Origin of the sequence: Microbacterium elymi, from assembly GCF_021582895.2 — a bacterium.
In the GTDB taxonomy this organism is placed as follows: domain Bacteria; phylum Actinomycetota; class Actinomycetes; order Actinomycetales; family Microbacteriaceae; genus Microbacterium; species Microbacterium humicola.
This window is the reverse complement of the sequence record NZ_CP091139.2, coordinates 2,125,679-2,147,503: the sequence shown is the minus strand read 5'-3', so window position 1 is coordinate 2,147,503 and position 21,825 is coordinate 2,125,679. Positions and strand designations below refer to the sequence as shown.

General features: G+C 71.0%; 11 protein-coding genes and 10 pseudogenes. 16 read left to right on the top strand and 5 right to left on the bottom strand.

Annotation, left to right across the window (positions count from 1 at the left end; translation table 11 throughout):
- Positions 1-4 precede the first annotated feature (4 nt).
- On the bottom strand, positions 5-4,252 hold the full coding sequence (locus L2X98_RS11620; protein WP_259611002.1) for a DUF4082 domain-containing protein: 4,248 nt from the start codon (positions 4,250-4,252) through the stop codon (positions 5-7).
- Positions 4,253-4,480: 228 nt separating this feature from the next.
- On the opposite strand from L2X98_RS11620, the gene L2X98_RS11615 reads away from it, so the two are divergent.
- The 3 genes from L2X98_RS11615 to L2X98_RS11605 all read left to right on the top strand — a co-directional run bounded on the left by L2X98_RS11615 (position 4,481) and on the right by L2X98_RS11605 (position 5,866).
- On the top strand, positions 4,481-5,074 hold the full coding sequence (locus L2X98_RS11615) for an acyltransferase (RefSeq protein WP_435526278.1): 594 nt from the start codon (positions 4,481-4,483) through the stop codon (positions 5,072-5,074).
- Between the two features lie 194 nt (positions 5,075-5,268).
- Complete coding sequence (locus L2X98_RS11610; protein WP_259611000.1) at positions 5,269-5,463, top strand: AbrB/MazE/SpoVT family DNA-binding domain-containing protein; 195 nt, start codon at positions 5,269-5,271, stop codon at positions 5,461-5,463.
- Positions 5,444-5,866, top strand: coding sequence for a PIN domain-containing protein (locus tag L2X98_RS11605; RefSeq protein ID WP_259610999.1), 423 nt, complete (start codon positions 5,444-5,446; stop codon positions 5,864-5,866). The genes L2X98_RS11610 and L2X98_RS11605 overlap by 20 nt, the downstream gene beginning before the upstream one ends.
- Positions 5,867-5,990: 124 nt before the next feature.
- Here L2X98_RS11605 and L2X98_RS21045 read toward each other — a convergent pair whose 3' ends face one another.
- Positions 5,991-6,653 carry a GtrA family protein gene (locus L2X98_RS21045; protein WP_354002758.1) on the bottom strand — a complete coding sequence of 221 codons (663 nt, stop codon included), beginning with the start codon at positions 6,651-6,653 and terminating at the stop codon, positions 5,991-5,993.
- A gap of 133 nt (positions 6,654-6,786) precedes the next feature.
- A pseudogene (locus tag L2X98_RS21040) lies at positions 6,787-7,152 on the bottom strand (glycosyltransferase); the annotation flags it as partial.
- Between the two features lie 167 nt (positions 7,153-7,319).
- Between L2X98_RS21040 and L2X98_RS11595 the strand changes: the two are divergent.
- From L2X98_RS11595 to L2X98_RS11550, 9 genes and pseudogenes are all read left to right on the top strand, one after another.
- Positions 7,320-8,632, top strand: a pseudogene (locus L2X98_RS11595) (UDP-glucose dehydrogenase family protein).
- Positions 8,633-8,766: 134 nt separating this feature from the next.
- A pseudogene (locus L2X98_RS11585) lies at positions 8,767-9,026 on the top strand (glutaredoxin family protein).
- 113 nt (positions 9,027-9,139) lie between these two features.
- Positions 9,140-10,000, top strand: coding sequence for a tryptophan 2,3-dioxygenase (locus L2X98_RS11580; RefSeq protein ID WP_259610998.1), 861 nt, complete (start codon positions 9,140-9,142; stop codon positions 9,998-10,000).
- A gap of 1 nt (position 10,001) precedes the next feature.
- On the top strand, positions 10,002-10,973 hold the full coding sequence (locus L2X98_RS11575) for an amidohydrolase family protein (protein WP_259613297.1): 972 nt from the start codon (positions 10,002-10,004) through the stop codon (positions 10,971-10,973).
- A pseudogene (locus L2X98_RS11570) lies at positions 10,963-12,217 on the top strand (kynureninase). Before L2X98_RS11575 ends, L2X98_RS11570 begins: the two are co-directional and overlap by 11 nt.
- Before the next feature lie 99 nt (positions 12,218-12,316).
- A pseudogene (locus tag L2X98_RS11565) lies at positions 12,317-13,845 on the top strand (MFS transporter).
- Between the two features lie 31 nt (positions 13,846-13,876).
- A complete protein-coding gene (locus L2X98_RS11560) occupies positions 13,877-15,655 on the top strand; it encodes an aldehyde dehydrogenase family protein (protein ID WP_354002757.1) in 1,779 nt (592 codons plus the stop codon).
- 222 nt (positions 15,656-15,877) lie between these two features.
- Positions 15,878-16,488: pseudogene (locus L2X98_RS11555) on the top strand (GMC family oxidoreductase N-terminal domain-containing protein).
- Positions 16,485-17,258 (top strand): GMC family oxidoreductase, encoded by a 774-nt coding sequence (locus tag L2X98_RS11550; RefSeq protein ID WP_354002756.1) that lies wholly within the window; start codon positions 16,485-16,487, stop codon positions 17,256-17,258. The pseudogene L2X98_RS11555 and the gene L2X98_RS11550 overlap by 4 nt, the downstream one beginning before the upstream one ends.
- A gap of 27 nt (positions 17,259-17,285) precedes the next feature.
- On the opposite strand, the gene L2X98_RS11545 is transcribed toward L2X98_RS11550, so the two are convergent.
- Entirely contained in the window at positions 17,286-17,924 is a 639-nt protein-coding gene (locus tag L2X98_RS11545) for an NADPH-dependent F420 reductase (protein ID WP_259610996.1), read from the bottom strand.
- A gap of 180 nt (positions 17,925-18,104) precedes the next feature.
- On the opposite strand from L2X98_RS11545, the pseudogene L2X98_RS11540 reads away from it, so the two are divergent.
- Positions 18,105-18,275: pseudogene (locus L2X98_RS11540) on the top strand (MarR family transcriptional regulator); the annotation flags it as partial.
- Between the two features lie 215 nt (positions 18,276-18,490).
- Here the strand turns inward: L2X98_RS11540 and pip are convergent.
- Positions 18,491-19,410, bottom strand: a pseudogene (pip, locus tag L2X98_RS11535) (prolyl aminopeptidase).
- Positions 19,411-19,738: 328 nt separating this feature from the next.
- Here pip and L2X98_RS21035 point away from each other — a divergent pair.
- From L2X98_RS21035 to L2X98_RS11520, 3 genes and pseudogenes are all read left to right on the top strand, one after another.
- Positions 19,739-20,397, top strand: a pseudogene (locus L2X98_RS21035) (cation:proton antiporter domain-containing protein).
- Positions 20,292-21,365 carry a cation:proton antiporter domain-containing protein gene (locus tag L2X98_RS11525; RefSeq protein ID WP_354002755.1) on the top strand — a complete coding sequence of 358 codons (1,074 nt, stop codon included), beginning with the start codon at positions 20,292-20,294 and terminating at the stop codon, positions 21,363-21,365. The pseudogene L2X98_RS21035 and the gene L2X98_RS11525 overlap by 106 nt, the downstream one beginning before the upstream one ends.
- Before the next feature lie 59 nt (positions 21,366-21,424).
- Positions 21,425-21,822: pseudogene (locus L2X98_RS11520) on the top strand (recombinase family protein).
- Positions 21,823-21,825: the final 3 nt, after the last annotated feature.

Here is a 21,825-nt window from a genome sequence, read left to right as displayed (position 1 = left end):
GTCGTCAGTGCTCCCGCTGCCAGCCGGTATCGGTCTCGTTCGCGAAGATCACACCGGCGAGCTTGGTGCCGTCTGCGGCCCACAGCGATCCGTTGTGGGTGCCGGTGTTTCCCGCGCCCTTGTAGAACCGGACCGCGGTCACCTCGCCGGGTTCGGCGACGGTGAACGCCGTTCCGACCTCGACCGCGGCGGAATCCGGTTCGGCCGTCTTCTGCGGGATGGTGCTGCCGAAGAGGGTCTGGGCCGTGCCGGAGACGGCTGTCGCGAATTCCACGTCGACGAAGTAGTTGGTGGAGTTCCACGATGTCGTCGGTCGGCCCGACGAACCGTAGACGAACGTCCCGTTCGCAGGAGAGGTCGCCGTGAGCGGTCCGCTGGTGACCGGTGCGGCGAAGGCTCCGCCCTTGTACGTGTAGTTCCCGTGCGGTGCCAGATACGAGACCGTGTAGACCACACCGGGAGCGATGTCCACCGGAGTGCTCAGCACGGCCCGCTGCCATCCGCTCGCCGATTCGCCGGAGAAGGTCACGGTCGCCAGGGGCGTCGAGCCGGAGCCCCACAGCCAGCCGATGTGCGTGCCGGTGTTCGTCGCCGCCTTGTAGAAGCGGATCGCCTGGACCTGCCCGGGAACGGATGCCGTGAACGACATCCCGAGGACGACGGAGTCGGCGTCGTCGGTCGCCGTCGTCGCCCCGGTGGGCGGGCCACTGAACATCGTGACGATCGACGAACCGGAATCGGATGCGGTGGTGAACGACCAGGTGGCGGCAGACCCCGCTCCCCCGTTCGCCCCGACGACGCCGGAGACCGCGACCGTGACGGTCGCTCCGGCCGACAGCGTCGACGACGGGGTGAATGTCACGGTCTTGCCGTCGCCCGACAGCGATGTGGCTCCTGCGACCGCGGCACCCCCGGCACTGGCCGTGATGGTCGCCTTGCTCAGCGCCGCGTCATACGTCGCGCTGATGGTGGAGCCGGTCGACACACCGGTGGCGCCGTCCTGCGGTGAGGCCGAGACCAGAGTGGGTCCGGCGGCCTTCGCGGCGAAGACGACGTCGACCGCGTAGTCACTGGTCGAAGACTGGTTCGGGAAGCCGCCCGCGTAGGTGAAGACGGCGCCGTTGGCGGGAACCTGCAGCGGTCCGCGGGTGTAGGCGCCGGAGAACTTCCCCGAGGACACGGAGTATCCGCCCACCGGCGCCGTGTACGAGGCCACGTAGGTGGTGCCGGCGGAGACGGACACGGGTGTCGACAGCGTCGCGGTCTGCCACCCCTGCGTCGGCTCGTCGGTGAAGTTCACCGTCGCGAGGGCGGTTCCAGTGGCGTTCCACAGCGTTCCCGTGTGGACACCGCCGTTGCCCGCGCCCTTGTAGAAGCGAAGCGCCGTGATCGTCCCCGCCTGCGTGCTGGAGAACCTCACCCCCAGCGTGACCGCATCGGTATCGGATGCCGAGGCGATGTCGGGGCGCGTCAGATCGGTGAACAGTGAACACGGGCAGGTTCCGTCGGGCAGTACGACGCTCGCCGTCGTGAACGCCCACGTCCCCGTTCCCTGGGCGAGGGCGACGCCCTGCTCATCTGTCGCGGCGACCGTCACGGTGTACTTCGTCGAGTTCGCCAGCGCAGACGACGGGTCGAACGTCGCGGTCTTGGTGGTGGAGTCGTACGTGGTCGTCCCGGGGACGGCGGTCCCCGAGGCGTCCTTGAGCGTCACCGAGAGGGTGGCCGTGTCGACAGCACGGGAGAAGGTGATCGTGATCGGATCGCCGACCGGGTTGCTGGACGACCCCTGGGTGGGAGTGGTCGTCATGATCCGCAGCGGCGACCCGTCCACCTTGTCGAACAGCACATCGACGTAGTAGTTCGTGTCATACCAGCTCGAGGTCGGCAGCGTGCCGGGGGCTCCGAACACCCCGGGCGAAGCGGCGCCGACGCCCGGAGTCACGGACACGGGGCTGCTCGGCTGTGCGTCATACGGCCAGTACCGCGCGTCGGCCGCGTATCCGCCCTTGGGCGCGGTGTACGAGACGGTGTATTTCTGCCCGGCGATGACCTCGATCGGTGTCGTGAAGAGGGCCTTCTGCCACCCGGTGGCAGTCTCGTTCGTGAATGTCACGGTGCCCAGCCGCTGCCCGGTGGAATCCCACAGGGATCCGACGTGGGTCCCCGTGTTCGCCGTGCCCTTGTAGAAGCGCACGCCGTTGACGAAGCCGTCGCTGGTCGGAGTGAACTGCAGGCCGAGTTCAACGGCGGCGGTGTCGTCGGTGCTGGTGATCACGGGAGTGGTGTTTCCGAAGACGCTGTACGGGGCGGTCACGGTGACCGGAACGGAGACGCCGGCGGATGAGTAGTTGGCGCTGTCGTCGATCGCCCGGGCCGTGATCGTGGTGGTGCCCGAACCCTGCTGGATGTACGTGTAGGTCCAGGAGGTGGTGCCGGTGGCCGGATGCCAGGTCGACCCACCGTCGGTGGAGACTTCGACACCGGCGACGACGCCGCCCACATCGGCAGCCGTGCCGGTCGCGGTGACCTTGGTGCCGCCGGCGATCGTCGCTCCGATCGCCGGGCTCGTGATGGTCGTGGTCGGCGGTGTCGAATCCGTGCTCTTGGATGCGGCCGTCAGACCGCTCATGAGAGTGGAGGGCTGGGCCCCCATGTCGGCGAGCATGTTGACCTCGGCCTGCTGCATGCGCGGGTCGGCGGGTGCACCGTCACCATCGTGCGTCGCGTCCAGGCCCCAGCCCCACTGGATCGTTCCGGCGCCGAACACCAGCGCGCCGCTCTGGGCGCGATAGAGAGTGAGATGGTGTTCGGTCGTTCCGGGCACCACGACGTTGCCGTAGTCGGTCAGGTACTGCGGAGTCGGACCGATGGTGGTCGAGAGCCGGATGAGCCCCGCCGGCCGGAAGCCGTTGTCGACATCCTCGTCCGACTCGTAGCCGACGGTATGCGCCGCCAGCGCCTGCGACGTCCCGGCAGCAAGAGAGGTCAGGCCGGTGTTGCGCCACAGCCGCGTCTTGCCCTCGGCCGCGGTGACGGTCAACGGCAGGTCCGTGTTGTTGCTCATGTACATCGTGCCGGTGAGCCCGTTCTCCGGCAGCGTGCCGCCGTCCGCGGCGGACGCGAACCGTGGATCTCGCCAGGTGCCCGTCCACTCCGGAGTGGAGTCATCGATCTTCGCCCCTTGCGGATGGGCGGCGTTCCCCCATGTCTCCTTGTACGACACGAGCGTGCGATACGGCGTGCTCGATCCGTCGGCAGCGGACGCTTCGTAGCGCGTGTGCCAGTACACCTCGTTGCCGGAGAGGAACTGCAGATTCACGCCCGCGTCCCGGGCGGCCTCGACGTTCTTGCGCTGTGCCGCCGACCAGTACTCGTCATGGCCGACCGACAGGAAGACCTTGTGGTTGAGCAGCTGCGCGCCGTACCGGTCGGTGTCGACCCCGGCCATGTAGCTGACGTCGTAGCCGTTGCGCTCGAGGAAGCGCACGGTGGCGTACTCCGAGCTGAAATAGCCGTCGCGCCCGTCGACCCAGCCGCGCGTGACGATCGGCCGGTTGTAGCTGATCTTGTACGCCCGGCCGTTGGCCGCCCCCTGGTAGAAGTCCGATCCACCGTAGGTGTTGTAGGCCTGCCAGGTCGGATCGGATGTCTGGAAGACGACGTCGGAGTGGTTGCCGTCGTTGCGGACGATGAAGATGATGTGGCTCTCGCCGCCGGTGTCATTGCGGTGCAGCAGAGCGATGTAGACACCCGATACGGCGGTGGAGGGCACATTCCACGACGCCGACACGCCCCACGTGCCGCAGTCGTAGAGCTCTGTCGTCTCATCCGAGATGCACTCGGGCTGCTTCTGCGGCAGGGTCGCCGTCACGGGAACGGACTGGATGAACCGGGCCCCGAGGCCCTGGTAATACCCGGTGCGGTAGATGTCGACCTTGTACGAGGCGGCATCTGTGTCGATCTTGAACGCGATCTTGCTGCCCGCGTTGACGCTGATGTCGGTGGCGAACCCCTGGATGCTGGGGTCACCGGCCCCCTGGATGTCCCAGACGTACGGATCCGTGCCGGGCTTCGAGTTCTCGCAGACGATGGGGTTGATGCTCGGGCCGCACGTGCTGCCGGTCGCGTTGGCCGGTTCGGGGACCGTGATGGCCACGAGGGCGCTCGCGACGACCACGAGTGTCGCCAGAAGTCCGGCGGCGCGCAGGCGCCGACGCGCCGTCCCGATGACAGCTGCTGAATTGCGCATATTCCCCAGTCCCCAGAAGACCGACGCCGGCTCGCGGGCAGCGAGCGCATCGACCCAAGTTGTAGACCCGCGTCACCCTGCCTGTGATACCCCAGATGGCAGAACGAGTGAGTCTCCCCGCTCGCGAGTATAGCCACGACGCGCGACACGCGACAGGTCTGTTTCCTCAGATCGGCTCAAGATACCTATGCTGAGGGCACCCATCGCACCGGAGGCGCCCCCGTGAGCATTGCCGAATCGGCCGACATCCAGCCCACCGCCGACGTCGACGGACGCGCCGACATCGGCGCGAACACGCGCGTGTGGCACCTGGCCCAGATCCGCGAGGGCGCCCGCGTCGGCAGCGACTGCAACATCGGCCGCGGCGCCTACGTCGGTCCGGATGTCGTCATCGGCGACAACTGCAAGCTGCAGAACTACGCCCTGGTGTACGAGCCCGCGCGGCTGGGCGACGGCGTGTTCATCGGGCCGGCCGCCGTGCTCACGAACGACGAGTTCCCGCGGGCGATCACCCCGGACGGCGCACTGAAATCCGCCGACGACTGGCACGCGGTGGGCGTGACGATCGGCCAGGGCGCATCGATCGGCGCCCGCGCCGTCTGCATCGCCCCGGTCACCGTCGGCGCCTGGGCGCTGGTCGCCGCCGGTGCCGTGGTGACGAAGGATGTCCCGGCGCACGCGCTCGTCGTCGGCGTGCCCGCCCGCCGCATCGGCTGGGTCGGACGCGCGGGGCGGCCTCTGACCCAGGAGGGCCGACGCTGGGTGTGCCCCGAGACCGGCGAGCGGTACCGCGAGGACGGCGAGACGCTCACGCTCGTCTGAGGGCACGGCGCTTCGTCTCGCTGCGCTCGCTCAGCGATCTTGAGGAGCAGCACGGCGCTTCGTCTCGCTGCGCTCGCTCAGCGATCTGTGGGAGGGCTGGGACGGGAGTGGCGATCACATGCCATTCCAATGGTAATCTCATGGTATGCGGACCACCATCGATCGTTCCGGACGCCTGGTCGTCCCGAAGGAGCTTGCGCGACGCCATCGGGATCAGCGCTGGGGTCGTCGACATCCACGTCGTGGGGAACGTCCTTCAGATCGAGGTGCCCGACGTCGCAGATCCTCTCGTCCAGGACGAGGACGGCCGCCTCGTGGTGGCGGCCAGCGGTTCGACCATGACCGACGACGACGTCCGCGAGCTGCGCCTTGGCCTCCAGCAGCGCTGAGCGTCTCCTCCTGGACACGAGCGCCGCCCTCGCACTGCTCATCCTCGATCACGAAGCACACGTCGCCGTTGCCGCGCGGGTCCGCGGCCACGAGCTCGGACTGGCCGGCCACGCCGCGTTCGAGACGTTCTCGATACTGACCCGTCAGCCCAGGCCGTGGCGGTTGTCGCCTGCGGCCGCCCATCGAGCCATCAGGGCCGGATTCCCCGCGGGTCACCAGTTGTCGACTGACGGAGCAGATCGCCTGTTCGCGCAGCTGCCCGCAGCCGGCATCGGCGGAGGGGCGGTGTTCGACGCGCTCGTGGCGGCGGCCGCCCACGAGGCGGAGACGCTGATGATCAGCCGTGACCGACGTGCGGCCACGGTCTACCGTGCGATCGGGGCCGCGGTCGAGTTCGTCTGAGATCCGACGACCAGGGCGCTTCGTCTCGGTCGCTTCGCTCCCTCGCTCAGCGAGCTGGGGGCGACCGCGCTTCGCTCCCTCGCTCAGCGAGCTGGGGGGTGGTGCGAGCTGGGGGGTGATCGCGCTACAGCTCGCCGGGGGCGATCGCCTGGGCGTCGAGCTCGTCGACGATCTCGCGGGCGACCGAGGGCGCACCGGCCTTGCGCGGGGCGTAGACCACGAGCGAGTGGAACATGAACCGCACCACGAAGGCGAGCGCCAGGGTGATGGCGGCCGCGATCACGCTGGACAGATGCCAGGTGTTCACCAGCAGCGCGATCATCGGGATGCGCACGACCGCCTCGGCATTGTTGAACGCGAACGACTTCGCGAACCGCGACCACACACCGGATGCCTCGCCCCTCATGTCCTGGAACACGAAGCGCTCCTGCAGCACGAAGTTGCCGACGATCGTCAGCTCGGCGGCGATCACGGCGGCGGGGATGTAGTGCATCCCGAGCTTGGTGAGCGCCCACATGATGATGAGATTCGCCACGGCACCGAGTCCGCCGATGATGGCGAACAGCGACATCTTGCCGAACCGAAGCCCGGTCAGCTGCACCAGGAAGTGCACGCCCTGACGCACCGATGCCTTCGACTCGCCGGCGAACCGGTCGGCGAAACGGAACGGCACCTCGGCCACGCGCAGGCTTTTGCGCGCGAGGATCTCGAGCAGGATCTTGAACCCGCGCGGCTTGAGTCCGTCCAGATCGATGGTGCGCCGGTCGACGATGAAGAACCCGGTCATCGGGTCGGACACGCCGCGCAAGCCGGATCGGGAACATCGCGCGGGTGATCATGGTCGACAGGCGCGAGATGAGCACGCGGGTGCGGTCGGCCAGCCCCTGCGCCGACCCGTCGCCGAGGTAGCGGGATGCCGCGACCAGGTCGACGTCGCCTTCGGCGAACCGGTCGCACAGCAGCCCGATGTCCTCCGGCGGATGCTGCAGGTCGCCGTCCATGACCAGACAGACATCCGATTCCGCCGCGCGCATGCCCTCCACCACGGCACCGCCCAGGCCCCCGGTCGCGTGCTCGCGATGGATCAGCCGCACCGGCACGGGCGCGTCTCGGCCATCCTGCAGCCCGGCCGCGGCTTCGCGCACCGCGGCGGGTGTGGCATCCGTGCTGTCGTCCACGAAGATGATCTCCGCATCGATGCCGCCGATCGCCGCGATCGTGCGACGCACGAGTTCGGCCACGTTGGGCGCCTCGTTGTACGTCGGGACGATGATCGACAGCTGCATGGGACTTCCGTGATGCGGACGACGCGGGGTGCGTCGTGCCGGTTCCATCGTCGCATGCGCACCTGACGTTGTGCTGGCGTCATCGGCATTGCTCAGCCGACGCTGGGCGAGCTCACCAGGGCCCCGGATCGCTCCCCGGTCGCAGGCGCCCCGTAGGATCAGGAGCCATGCGAGTCAGTGTGATCGGGTGCGGGTATCTGGGGGCGGTGCACGCCGCGGCGATGGCGCAGCTGGGCCATGACGTGATCGGCGTGGATGTCGACGAGGTCAAGCTCGCCGCGCTGCGACGCGGAGAGGCTCCGTTCTTCGAGCCGGGCCTGCCCGAGCTTGCGCGACGCGACCGCCAGCGGCCGGCTGCGCTTCACCGACGACATCGCGCAGGTCCGGGGCGCACAGGTGCACTTCGTCGCGGTGGGCACCCGCAGCTGCGCGGCTCGCACGGGGCCGATCTGCGCTACGTCGATGCCGCGATCGAGTCGCTCTTGCCGCACCTGAATGCGGGGGATGTCGTGGCCGGCAAGTCGACGGTCCCGGTCGGGACCGCCGCCCGACTGGCCGAGCGGATCGCCGAGGCCGGGTCGGGGGCGGTGCTGGCCTGGAACCCGGAGTTCCTGCGCGAGGGCTTCGCGGTGAAGGACTCGCTCACCCCGGACCGCCTCGTGTTCGGGCTGTCGCCCGCGGCGGACGCGGCATCCGCCGGCGAAGCCGCCCTGCGCGAGGTCTACGCGGACGCGATCGCGGCCGAGACGCCGCTGGTGCTCACCGACTATGCGACCGCCGAGCTGGTCAAGGTGTCGGCGAACGCGTTCCTGGCCACGAAGATCTCGTTCATCAACGCGATGGCCGAGATCGCCGAGGCGACGGGCGCGGATGTCACCCAGCTGGCCGATGCGATCGGCTTCGATCCACGGATCGGACGGCGCTTCCTCGGAGCCGGGGTGGGGTTCGGGGGCGGATGCCTCCCCAAGGACATCCGCGGATTCATGGCGCGCGCCGAAGAGCTCGGGCGCGGGGAATCGGTCGCGTTCCTCAAGGAGGTCGACGCGATCAACCTGCGCCGGCGCCGCAAGGTCGTCGACAACGTGGTCGAACTGCTGGACCACGAGCCGTACGGCAAGACCGTGGCGGTGCTCGGCCTCGCGTTCAAGCCGCACTCGGACGACGTGCGCGACTCTCCCGCACTCGATGTCGCGGTGCGGCTGAAGGGGCTGGGCGTCGAGGTGCGCGCGACCGACCCCGAGGCGATCGAGAACTCGCGCGCGCTGCACCCGAGCTGGACTATCGCGCGTCGTTCGAGGATGCCGTCCGCGGCGTCGACGCGATCGTGCTGGTCACCGAGTGGGACGAGTACCGCTACCTCGACCCCGAGGTGGTCGGCGCCCTGGTGGGCGCGCGGAACGTGGTGGACGGTCGCAACAGCTACGACCCGGCCTGCTGGCGTGCCGCCGGCTGGACCTACCGCGGCCTCGGCCGCCCCTGACCCGCCCTTTCTCGCGTCGAAATCGTACGATGTGGCCGAGTGCACATCATCCTGGGCCGAATTTGATGTGCAGTGGGCCAAATCGTACGATCGCGCACAGCGCCGACCCAGCAGGAGGTTGGGAGAATGGAGGCATGACGACCTCCGCGACCTCCATCAAGATGTTCGGCGCCGAATGGTGCGGCGACTGCCGCCGCACCAAGAAGCAGCTCGACGAGCTCGGCATCGACTACGAGTACATCGACCTCGTCGCCGACCCCGAGCCGCCGATGTGGCCAAGGAGATCTCGGGCCGCACGAACATCCCGGTCGTGCTGTACCCGGACGCCTCGCACCAGGTCGAGCCGTCCAACGGCGACGTCGAGGCGAAGCTGCGCGAGCTCTCGCTCATCTGACGCCCGCACACCGGTCCCCGGGCGGGGCGCTTCGTCTCGCTGCGCTCGCTCAGCGACCTGCGGGCGACCTCATGCGCTCGCTCAGCGACCTGCGGGCGACCTAAGCTGAGACGGTGGACGACGGCGTCGAGCGCAATACCCGGACGATCGAAGAATCGGTGATCACCGACTTCGAAGACCGCATGACCTACAGCGGATACCTGCAAGCTGGGCACCCTGCGCAGGCGCAGCATCCGCTCAGCTCGCCCGAACACCACGACGAGCTGCTGTTCATCATCCAGCACCAGACCACCGAGCTGTGGCTGAGGCTGATCCTGCACGAGCTCGGCGCGGCATGCCGGCTGCTGCGCGAAGACGAACTCGCCCCGGCGCTGAAGTGCATCGCCCGGGTCAAGCACATCCAGAAGACGATCACCGACCAGTGGTCGGTGCTGGCAACGCTCACCCCGAGCGAGTACGCGCAGTTCCGCGGTGTGCTCGGCAACGCGAGCGGCTTCCAGTCGGCGCAGTACCGCGCCGTCGAGTTCACCCTGGGCAACAAGCACGCCGGGATGCTGAAGGTGTTCGCCGCGGATCCGGAGAACCTCGCGCTGGTCGAGGCGGCGCTGCGCGCACCGAGCCTGTACGACGAGTTCCTGCGGCTGCTGGCCCGCGCCGGGCATGCCGTTCCGGCCGCGGTCCTCGAGCGCGATGTCACGAAGGCCTGGGAGTACACGCCCGAACTGGTCCCCGTGTTCGCCGAGATCTACGCCGACCCGGCAGCGCACTGGGGCGCCTACGAGACCTGCGAAGAGCTCGTCGACCTCGAGGACAACTTCCAGCTGTGGCGGTTCCGGCATCTCAAGACGGTCGAGCGGATCATCGGCCACAAGCGGGGCACCGGGGGCTCCAGCGGCGTCGGCTTCCTGAAGCGGGCACTGGACCTCACCTTCTTTCCCGAGCTGTACGCCGTCCGCACCGAGATCGGTGCCTGAGATGGCGCATTCGGATGCCGAGGCCCTGCAGGCTCTTCTCGGTCCGTCGGCCCGATTCTGCCGCCGCGGCCTGACCGGCCAGGACGGCGTCGCGCTCGCGCCGCTGATCGACCATCATCTGCATCTGCATCTGGTCGACGAGCATGCGCTGCCCGCCCACGGGATCGCCGGCGCCGTGGATCTCGGCGGCGATCCGGCGTACTTCGCCCGGCGGCCGAAGCACGGCATGCCGCAGGTGGAATATGCGGGGGCGTTCCTGACCGTGCCGGGCGGCTACCCCTCGTTCCGGTCGTGGGCGCCCGCCCAGATCGTGCACATCGTCACCTCATCCTCGGCGGCGCCCGGGGTCCCGGGCGGGGCGCGGACCTCGGTGGACGAGATGGCGGACGCCGGGGCATCCGTCATCAAGGTGGCCCTGCACAACACCGAGGGCCCGGTCTTCGACACGCATACCCTGCAGGTTCTGGTGGCCGCGGCGCACGACCGCGGTCTGCCGGTCGTCGCCCACGTCGAAGGCGACGGGATGACGCGGCGCGCGTTGGATGCCGGAGTCGACGTGCTCGCCCACGCCCCGTTCACCGAGCGGATCGACGAGGACCTCGTCGCCGCGGCGGTCGCCGCCGGGCAGCGGTGGATCTCGACGCTGGCGATCCACGACGACCCGCAGCTCGCCCTCGACAACACCGCCGCGTTCGCCGCCGCCGACGGCCGGGTGCTGTACGGCACCGATCTGGGCAACGGCGACCGGCCGGCCGGCCTGGTGCCGGCCGAGCTGCGCTGCCTGCACCGGGCCGGGATCCGCGGCCCGGCGCTGATCGGCGCACTCACCGACCCGTGGCCGCGCGCCGCGTTCGACCGCGGCGTGGCGACGTTCGTGACGGGCCCGGCGCCCGACGCCGAAGCGGGCATCCCCGCCTGGCTCGGCGGAGCGACCGTCGTCCCCGCCGAGGAGCTGATCACCCGTGAGCCCTGACGCGGCACCCACCCTCGCCCAGGCGCAGGCCGAGGCATCCGGTCTGGACGCCGCCGATCCGCTGCGCACCCACCGCGACGCGTTCGTCGGCTCCGAGACCCCGCTGGTCTACTTCGACGGCAACTCGCTGGGACGCCCGCTGCGGGCCAGCGTCGACCGGGCGGCGTCGTTCGTCCGCGACGAGTGGGGCGGGCGCCTGATCCGCGGGTGGGACGAGACGTGGATGGACCTGCCGTTCTCACTCGGCGACCGGATCGGCGCGGCGGCGATCGGCGCGGCGCCCGGGCAGACCGTGATCGGCGACTCCACCACCGTGCTGCTGTACAAGCTGGTGCGGGCGGCCTTCGATCTCGCGCACTCGACCGACCCGCGGCGGGTGGAGATCGTGGTGGATCGCGACAACTTCCCCACCGATCGCTACCTCGTCGAGGGCATCGCCGCCGAGCGCGGCGGACGCGTCCGCTGGATCGATGTGGGCCTGACATCCGGCGTCACCGCGGCGCAAGCTCGGGGTGCGGTCGGGCCGCAGACCGCCGTGGTGCTGCTCAGCCACGTCGCATACCGGTCCGGGTATATGGCGGATGCCTGCGGCTCTCACCACGATCGCGCACGACGCCGGCGCGCTCATCGTGTGGGATCTGTGCCACTCGGTCGGTGCGGTCGAGGTGACCGCGGATTCCTGGGGGTTCGACCTGGCGGTGGGGTGCACCTACAAATACCTGAACGGCGGACCCGGCTCACCGGCCTTCGCGTACGTCGCCCGCCGGCACCAGGAGCGACTTGCCCCGCCGATCCAGGGATGGATGGGTGCGGCCGACGTGTTCGCGATGGGGCCGGAGTATGAGCCGGGAGCCGGAATGCGCCGCTTCGTGTCGGGCACGCCGTCGATCACGGCGATGATCGCGTTGCGCGACATGGTGCCGCTGATCGAAGAGGTCGGGATCGGGCCGATCCGCACGAAGTCGATCGCCCTGACGTCGTTCACGATCCTGCTGGCCGACGCGTGGCTCGCACCCCTGGGCGTCACCGTCGCCTCGCCGCGCGAGGCGGCGCGGCGCGGAGGACACGTCGCTCTCGCCCATCCCGCCATGCGCGCGGTGACGGCGCGGCTCTGGGAGCAGGACGTGATCCCCGACTATCGCGATCCGGGCGGCCTGCGCATCGGGCTCTCCCCGCTGTCGACCTCGTTCGCCGAGGTCGTGACCGGGATGGCGCGCGTACAGGAGGCGCTCCGCGCGGTCTGAGGCGGTACGGGTGGGCCGGGTGGAGCGGGCCGGCGCGGGCCGGCGCGGCGCGGGTACGCAGGCGCCGGGCGATCCCGCCGGCGGCCGTACACTGGCGCGATGAGCCACGACGCTCCCGACACCGCTTCGCCCGCGCCCGCGCCCGAACCCGCCGGGCCGCACCCGCCCGCGCCCGAACCCGAACCCGCCGGGCTGCCCGCCCAGGCCGCCACCACCCCGCCCACGCCGCGGCTGAGCGTGGGCGTGATCACGCGCTACGCCATCGGCTCGATCGGCACGGGCGGGTTCGCGACGCTGCCCGGTCTGGTGCTGACCTACTACCTCACCGACTCGCTCGGGGTGGCGGCGATCGTGGCGGGGCTGGTCATCACCCTCGCCAAGATCTGGGACGTCATCATCGACCCGGTGGTCGGCGCACTGAGCGACCGCGACCGCACGCGGCACGGGTCGCGGCGGCGGCTGATGCTCATCGGGGCATGCACGATCCCGCTCTTCTTCGCCCTGACGTTCGCCGCGCCGCCGGCGTTCGGCCCGACCCTCGGCGCGGTGTGGGTGGTGATCGCCTTCCTGCTGACCGCCACGTCGTTCAGCCTCTTCCAGGTGCCCTACATCGCCCTGCCGGCCGAGCTGACGCCGGGGTACAACGAGCGGACGCGCCTGCTGACCTGGCGGGTCGTGATGCTCACCCTCGCGATCCTGCTGTTCGGCGCCGGCGGCCCGGCGCTGCGCCGCGTGACCGGCGACCCGGTGACCGGCTACCTCGTCATGGGCGTCGTCGCGGGCGTCGTGCTGGGCATCGGGATGCTGGTGGCCACAACCGTCGCGCGGCATGCCGGCGGCAACGCGGGCACCGCCGCAGCCACCGGCGCGGGCGCCTCGGCGCTGTCGGCGGAGGGCGGCATCCGCGCGAACTATGCGGCCGGCATCGGCGCCCTCCGCCGCAGTGCCCCGTTCCGTACGCTGCTGACCACCTACCTGCTGCAGGCGCTGGCGACCGGGCTCATGCTGGCCGGCGCGCAGTACGTCGCGACGTGGGTGATGCACTCCGAGTCGGCCGTCGAGCTGCTGTTCGTGGCCCTGATCGCGCCCGCGTTCGTCGCGGCGCCGCTGTGGGGCTGCTGGCCGACCGCATCGGCAAGGAGCGGTCCTTCGCGATCGCCAGCGTCGTGTTCGCCGTCGCGGCGCTGTCGCTGCTGGGCCTGCAGTGGAACACCGGCGACTGGGCGTACCTGCCGGTCGCCGTCGCCGGCATCGCCTACGCCGGGATGCAGTCGCTGCCGATGGCCATGCTCCCGGACGTGATCTCGCACGACGAGCGCACCCACGGCCGCGGCCGCGCCGGCGCGTTCAGCGGCGTCTGGACCGCCGGCGAGACGATCGGCTTCGCCCTCGGCGCCACGGCCCTGTCGATCATGCTCGCCGTCACGGGATACGTCTCCTCGACCGCCGGGACCACGGTCACCCAGCCGGATGCCGCGGTCACCGGCATCGTCATCAGCTTCAGCGTGCTGCCCGCAGCCCTGATCGCCGGCAGCCTGATCGCGCTGGGACGGTATCGGCTCCGCCGCCACGACATCGAGTCGGCGGCATCCGGTCGCACCGACGGTGAGACGGGGTCCCATGCGTAGACTGTGACCGAAGCGCCCGAAGGAGAGCGTCGTGCCCACCAGCAACACCCCGAAGCCGGCCCCGAAGCGGGCCCCCGCGAAGCGCAAGGTCGCCGCATCCGCCCTGTCGGATGACGTCCGGGCACCCCTCGATGCCGCGATCGCCGCGGTCCAGCGGGGGGCACGCTCCTGGAGCCATCTGACGCTGGAGCAGCGGGCCCGCCTGATCGAGCGCATCCGCGCCGCCGTGGTCACCTGCGCCGACGAGTGGGCGATGACCGCCGCACGATCGAAGGGGCTGGACGAGACGCATCCGCTGTTCGGCGAAGAGTGGCTGTCCGGACCCTACGCGATGCTCACCGCCCTCGACGGCTACCTGGCCACCCTGCGCGCACTCGCGCGCGGCGCCAGCCCGCTGGACGGCGTGAAGACGGATGCCGCTGCCCACGGCGGCCTGCGCGCACACGTCTTCCCCGCCTCGCGCATGGACGGCCTGCTGCTGTCGGGCTACACCGGCGAGGTCTGGCTTCGACCCGGGACGACTCAGGCCGCCGCGCGCGACGCCGCCGGCCTCGGACAGCGACGGCCCGCCGAACCCGCCACCGTGGGCCTGGTCCTCGGAGCCGGGAACATCACCTCGATCCCGGTGCTGGACGTGCTGTACGAGCTGCTGGCCGCGAACCGGGTCAGCGTCCTGAAGGTGAACCCCACGCAGGACTCGCTGGTACCCGTCTACGAGCGCGCGCTGGCGCCGCTGATCGAACCCGGGTTCCTGCGCATCGTCCACGGCGGTGGGGATGTCGGCGCGTATCTGACCGGGAATCCGGCCTTCGATCACATCCACATCACCGGCTCGGCGGCGACGTTCGACGCGATCGTGTGGGGCACCGGCGCCGAGGCGACCCGACGACGCAAGGCCGACGACCCGAAGCTGACCACGCCGATCACCGCCGAGCTCGGCGGCGTCTCGCCCATGATCGTGGTGCCGGGGCGCTGGACCGACGCGGACCTGGCATACCAGGCATCCCATATCGCGACCATGCGCCTGTACAACAGCGGCCACAACTGCATCGCCGGGCAGGTCGTCGTCATCAGTCGCGACTGGCCGCAGCGCGACGCCTTCCTGGCCGCGCTGCGCGCCGCGTACGCCGCCGCGCCCCAGCGGCCGATCTGGTACCCGAACGGCGAGCGCCGGCTCCAGGAGGCGGCCGAAGACTATCCGGACGCGGAGTGGTCGGCCGACCGCACGCGCGCCCTGATCGACGTGCCCGGCGATGGCGAGGCGACTGCACTGGAGACCACCGAGTACTTCGCCCCCGTCCTGGGCGTGGTCGAACTGGACGGCAACGGGCAGGAGTTCCTCGACGCGGCCGTCGCGCACGCCAACGACAGGCTGGCCGGCACCCTCGGTGCGAACGTGCTCATCGACCCCGACACCCAGCGGGCGCTTGGCGCCGGGTTCGAGCGTGCGATCGCCGCGCTGCGCTACGGCGGCATCGCGGTCAATGCCTGGACCGGCATCGTCTTCGCCACCCCGATCCTGTCCTGGGGCGCGTTCCCCGGCGGCACGATCCAGGACGTCTCCAGCGGCATCGGAGTCGTGCACAATACGCTCCTGCTGGACCAGGTCGAACGCTCGGTCATGCGCGGCCCGTTCCGCCCCTTCCCCCGTTCGGTCGGCGGGAGGAACCGCTTCTCGGCGCTGCCCAAGCCGCCCTGGTTCGTCGATTCGCGCACCGCCACCCCGGTCGCCGAGGGACTCACCCGCTGGCACATGGACCACAGCATCCCGCGCCTGGTCGCCACCCTCGCCCAGGCGATGCGGTCGTGAACCTCGACGCCGACTACGTCATCGTCGGGGCCGGTTCGGCCGGCGCCGCCCTCGCGGCCCGCCTGAGCGAAGACCCCTCCGTCTCGGTCCTGCTGCTCGAGGCCGGCGGGCCGGACAAGGCGATGGAGCTGCACGTCCCGGCCGCGTTCTCCACGCTGTTCCGCGGCCGGTACGACTGGAACTACGACACCGTGCCGCAGGCGCAAGCTGGAGGATCGCACCGTGTACTGGCCGCGGGGCAAGACCCTCGGCGGCTCGTCCTCGCTGAACGCGATGATGTGGGTGCGCGGGTTCGCCGCGGACTACGACGCGTGGGCGGATGCCGCGGGGAGCACTGGTCGTGGGACGCGCTCGTGCCCTCCTTTCGTCGCGCCGAGCGCACCCAGGACGCCGTCGACCCGACGCAGGGCATCGACGGCGCACAGCCGGTCGAGCACCAGCGCGATCCGCGTCCGCACACGGCCGCGTTCCTGCGGGCCGCCGACGAGGCCGGGTACCCGGTCACCGCGGCGAACCTGCCCCGGGACCAGGGCTTCTCACAGACGATGGTCACGCATCGGCGCGGCGCGCGGGCATCCACCGCCGATGCCTATCTGCGCCCCGCCCGCCGGCGCCGGAACCTGACGGTGGTGACCGGCGCGCTGGTGCGGAGGGTGACGTTCGCGCGCTCCGCCGAGCACGCCCCGCGCGCCACCGGCGTGTACGTGGACATCGCCGGGGTGACCCGGCACGCCCGCGCACGGCGCGAGGTGATCCTGTGCGGCGGAGCTGTGAACACCCGGCAGCTCGCAGCTCAGCGGCATCGGGCCGGCCGCCGAGCTCGCCGCGCATGACATCCCGCTCGTCGTGGACGCGCCCGAGGTCGGCGCGAACCTGCAGGACCACCTCGTCGCCGGGCTCGCGCCGGCCGCGCAGGGCGGCACGCTGTTCGGCGCGGAGAGGCCCGCGCAAGCTGGCGGACTACCTGATCCGCCGGCGCGGCATGCTGACCTCGAATGTGGCCGAGGCGTACGGATTCGTGCGCACCGACGTCGCCGAGCGCGCCGGCGGACCGGCCGGGCTCCCCGACATCGAGATCATCTTCGCCGCCGCGCCGTACGTGGGCGAGGGGCTCGTGCCGCTGCCGGGCGAGGGGATCACGGTCGGCGCGATCCTGCTGGAGCCGCGCAGCCGCGGCACGGTGCGGCTGGCCTCGGCCGATCCGACCGCCAAACCGCTGATCGACCCCGCGTATCTGAGCGACCCGGTCGACCGGGAGACGCTGCTGGCCGGCCTCGCCGTGTGCGAACGGCTGATCGACACCGAGGCGCTGCGCGCGGTGACGACCGGCTCCTGGGTGCAGCCCGTCGGCGGAGAGCGGATGTCGCCGGCCGAACGCGCCGAGGTCTCGCTGCGCCGCTACTCGCACACGCTGTACCACCCGGTGGGCACCGCGCGGATGGGGCAGGATGCGGCATCCGTCGTCGACCCCCGCCTGCGGGTGCGCGGCGTCGAGGGCCTGCGCGTGGCGGATGCCTCGATCATGCCCAACATCATCCGCGGGCACACCAACGCCCCCGCGATCGTGATCGGCGAGGTCGCCGCCGACCTCATCCGGGGATGAGGCCGACGACGACAGCCGGTGGCACCGTCAGGCGTGGACCGCGTAGCCGGCCGTCCAGGCGACCTGCTCGCGGACGGCGAGGACCATCTGCAGGAAGCCGAGCGCCTCGAGCTCGCGGGCGCGCTTGAGGCTTCCCGCGTCGACGGTCTTCAGCCCGGCGGCCTCGATGACGCCGCGCAGGCTGTCCTTCGCCGCATCGTCGTCACCGGCGAGCTGCACCGTCGTGACGGCGCCGCCGACAGCTCCGGTGGCCAGGGTCGCGGCGAAGTTCGTGTTGAACGCCTTGACGACGCGGGACTGCGGAAGGGCGGCCGCCAGCTCGGCAGCGGCGGACGAGTCGGCCGGGACGACGAGCCCGTCGAACGTGGCGAAGTCGACCGGGTTGGTGAGGTCCACCACGACCTTGCCGGCCAGGCGGTCGCCGATCTCGCCGGCGATCTCGGCCAGCGCGGGGTACGGCACCGCGAGCACGACGATCTCGCCCGAGACGGCGTCCAGCCCGACGGCCGTGCCGCCGACCTCGGCCGCCAGCTCCTGTGCCTTGGCGGTGTCGCGCGCGGCGATCTGGACGGCGGCGCCGCTCTTGGCGGCGATCTTCGCGATGGCCGATCCCATGTTCCCCGTGCCGATGACGGTGACAGTGCTCATACTGGTGTCCTTTCCCATAAAGTTGTAATGGCAACTATCTAGTGGAACGGGTTCTGCGGCAGGATATTCCCGGAGGTGCAGGATGAGTGCCCAGGTCCCCCGCATGGACGAGCGCGAGGCGCGCGCCTGGCTCGCGCTGATCGGCACCGCCCAGCTCTGCCCGCCGCGCTGGACGCCCAGCTGCAGGCCCAGGCCGGGATGACGCACTTCGAGTTCATCGTGCTCTCGGCGCTGCGTCGCTCCCCCGAGGGAATGCTCGGGATGTCGCAGCTGGCCGCCGTCACCGCCGCGACCCTGCCCCGCCTGTCGAAGGTCGTGCAGAAGCTGATCGGGAGGGGACTCGTGGAACGGCGCACGGATGTCGCGGACCGCCGGGCGGTGAACCTCACGCTCACCTCCGCCGGCCGGCGTGCGCTCGTGCGCGCGACCCCGGGCCATATCGCCCTGGCCCGGCACCTGGTCATCGACGCCCTGACCCCCGCGCGAGCTGGACGCGCTCGCCGACGCGCTCGAGCCGGTCGTGGCGGCCCTGGACCCCCACCGGAGCGTCCAGCGGATCGCCGGCGGCGACTGACCGCGCGGAGCTACCCGCGGTCGGCGAACCGGTCCGTCGCCGCGCGCAGCGCCCGGGCGATGCCCGGCTCGCCGGCCGAGTGGCCGGCATCCGGGACGATGACCAGCTCGGCCTCGGACCACGCGCGATGCAGGTCCCACGCGGTCATCGCCGGTGTGCACACGTCGTAGCGGCCCTGCACGATCACCGCCGGGATGCCCGCAGCCGCGCCGCGTCGTCGATGAGCTGGCCCTCGCGCAGCCAGCCCCCGTTGAGGAAGTAGTGGTTCTCGATCCGGGCGAAGGCGACCGCGTGCTCCGGCTCCACAGCCTCGGCGACGCGCCCGGGATCGGGCAGCGGCGAGACGGTGGACGCCTCCCACCGACTCCACGCCACCGCGGCCGGCACGTGCACGGCCGGGTCGGGGTCGCACAGCCGCCGGTGGTACGCCTCGATCATCCGGGAGCGCTCCAGCAGCGGGATCGGGGCGATGAAGTCCTCCCACAGATCGGGGAACAGCACCGATGCCCCGCCCTCGTAGAACCACTCCAGCTCATGGCGTCGCAGGGTGAACACGCCGCGCAGCACGAGCTCGCTGACCGCCTCGGGATGCGCCTGCGCGTACGCGAGGGCGAGCGTGCTCCCCCATGACCCGCCGAACACCTGCCACCGGTCGATGCCGAGGTTCTTGCGCGAGCGCTCGAGGTCGGCCACCAGGTGCCAGGTCGTGTTGTGCCGCAGATCGGCGTCCGGCTCCGAGGCGTGCGGAGTGGAACTGCCGCAGCCGCGCTGGTCCAGCAGCACGATGCGGTACCGCTCCGGGTCGAAGAACCGCCGATGCCACGGCGCCGTGCCGCCGCCGGGGCCGCCGTGCAGGAAGACCACCGGCTTGCCCTCGGGATTGCCGCTGACCTCCCAGGCCACCCGGTTGCCGTCGCCGACCAGCAGCATCCCGCTGTCGTACGGCTCGATCTCCGGATAGAGGATGTCGTCGAGACCCGCCGGTGTGCTCACCGCTCTCCCCCTGTCACGACGCACAGATCGCGCCCCTGACACGTTATCGTGCCCGACCGCCGGAACCCGGCAACCCCGCCCGCAACCCGTTCCACGGCGTGGGCCCGAGGAATAGGCTCGGGAGGTACGCCCGACCGCGAGACCGCTCAGGAGCACGCATGGAACCGATCATGCTGGGACTGCTCATCGCGGTGGTCGGGGTCCTGGTCATCGTCATCGTCACCGCGCTGGCCCAGCGGCTGGGCGTGGCCGGCCCCTGCTGCTGGTGGCCGTGGGACTGGCGATCGCCCTCATCCCGACGGTCGAGATCCCGCCGATCCCGCCGGAGATCATCCTCGTCGGCGTGCTCCCACCGCTGCTGTACTCCGCGTCGGTGAACCTGCCGGCCGTCGAGTTCCGGCGGGACTTCACCTCGATCTCGGGGCTGGCCGTGGTGCTCGTGCTGGTCAGCGCGCTCGTGCTGGGCGTGTTCTTCTGGCTGGTCGTCCCGGGCTGCCGCTGCCGGTGGGCATCGCGCTGGGCGCCATCCTGAGTCCGACGGATGCCGTGGCCACCTCGATCGCGAAGCGGCTGGGGATCAGCCCCCGCGTGGTGACGATGCTCGAGGGCGAGAGCCTGCTCAACGACGCCACCGCCCTGGTGCTGCTGCGCACCGCCGTGGTGGCGATCGCGGGAAGCTTCTCGGCCTGGGCGGCGATCGGCTCGTTCGTGTGGGCGGTGCTGGCCGCGCTGATCATCGGCGGGGTCGTGGGCTGGCTGGCGCTGCGCTGCGCAGGTGGATCCGCGGCTCGGCCGCCAACACCGCCATCAGCTTCACCGTGCCGTTCCTCGCGTATCTGCCCACCGAGCAGCTGGGCGGCTCGGGCCTGGTCGCCGCGGTGGTGGCCGGGATCGTCACCGGTCAGGCCGGCCGGCGGCTGCTGACCCCGGACCAGCGTCTGAGCGACACGATGAACTGGCACACCATCGAGCTGATGCTGGAGGGGGCGGTGTTCCTGGTCATGGGCCTCGAGCTGCGCGAGGTCATCTCCGCGAACATCGCCGGCTCGGGCGGTCTGTGGCACGGCGCCTGGCTGGCCCTGTCGGCCCTGGCGATCGTGCTGGTGGTCCGCGCCGGCTACGTCGCGCTGCTCGTGTCCGGCAGCGGGCGCCGCGCCCGGCGCGTGGACCGGGACCGGCTCAACGGGTTCAGCGCGCGGCTGGATGCCGTGGCCGACGGGCGCGAGACGCTGCCGGACCGCAGCCGCCGCGGTCACCCCGAGCGCACCGACCGACGGGTCAACGCGATGCGCACGCGGGTCACCCAGTCGCTGGCCGACCTCGACTACTACGAGGGCTCGCCACTGAACTGGAAGCACGGATCGGTCATCGTCTGGGCGGGGATGCGGGGCGTCGTCACGCTCGCGGCCGCGCAGACCCTGCCGCGCGAAGGTCTGGACCACCGGGCGCTGCTCGTGTTCGTCGCGTTCCTGGTGGCCCTGATCAGCCTCATGCTGCAGGGCTTCACGCTGCCCCTGCTCGTGCGCCGGCTGGGCCTGGGCGGCGAGGCGGCCGAGGCGGTCAGCGCCGAGGAGCGGGCACGGCTGGCCGCCGAGCTCGAGCAGGCCGCGGTGACCGCGCTGCAGAACGGAACCGTGGTCAAGCGGGACGGGACGCCGTTCACTCCGGGACTGCCCGAGAAGGCGGCCGAGCGGATGAGCGCGCCGCCGGCCGAGGACCGGTCGGTGGCGGCCCGCGAGCTGCTGGAGCTGCGGATGGCCGCGATCGAGGCGATGCGCGCACGCCTGGACACGCTCTCGCACGACGGCACCTTCAGCACCGCCGCGCTGCGCCATTCGCTCGCCGAGCTGGACGCCGACCAGCTCAGTCTGCAGGCTCCGGCTGCAGGATGAGTGATGGGCGGGCCGCCACGGGGCAGAATGAGAGCATGCACGACCACACGCACCCCCCGATGCACTCCGCCGCCGAGTGCCCGGAGTGCTTCGTCGAGCTCGAGCGCGACCGCGGCTGGTGGCAGGCGCGGCCGGCCGGCTCGCGGCTGGTGGGCCTGGTGGTCGCCCGCGACGACATGCCCTCGATCATGCGCAGCGCGACGACCTCACCCGGTTCGGGGTGCCGATCGAGGGGTTCCGCCACCCGGCCCCGGAGACGCTCGAGTCGTGGGAGGAGCGGCTGGTCCGCCTGTTCGGGACGCTGCGCCGCGGCGATGTGCTCGTGGTCGCCAGCATCCACGCCCTCGGCCGCGACATCAGCGAGGAGACCCGCACGGTGGCCGAGCTCGAGCGGCGCGGGGTCGTGGTGAAGGTGCTCAGCCACGAGGGACGGCACCTGTTCGACGCCGGACGCTGAGAT

What these genes read in the sequence shown, in the direction of transcription:
- L2X98_RS21045 (WP_354002758.1), bottom strand. Translation starts at nt 6,653, where the DNA reads ATGACCGGGTTCTTCATCGTCGACCGGCGCACCATCGATCTGGACGGA.
- L2X98_RS11550 (WP_354002756.1), top strand. Translation starts at nt 16,485, where the DNA reads ATGACATCCCGCTCGTCGTGGACGCGCCCGAGGTCGGCGCGAACCTGC.
- L2X98_RS11620 (WP_259611002.1), bottom strand. Translation starts at nt 4,252, where the DNA reads ATGCGCAATTCAGCAGCTGTCATCGGGACGGCGCGTCGGCGCCTGCGC.
- L2X98_RS11545 (WP_259610996.1), bottom strand. Translation starts at nt 17,924, where the DNA reads ATGGGAAAGGACACCAGTATGAGCACTGTCACCGTCATCGGCACGGGG.
- L2X98_RS11575 (WP_259613297.1), top strand. Translation starts at nt 10,002, where the DNA reads ATGGCGCATTCGGATGCCGAGGCCCTGCAGGCTCTTCTCGGTCCGTCG.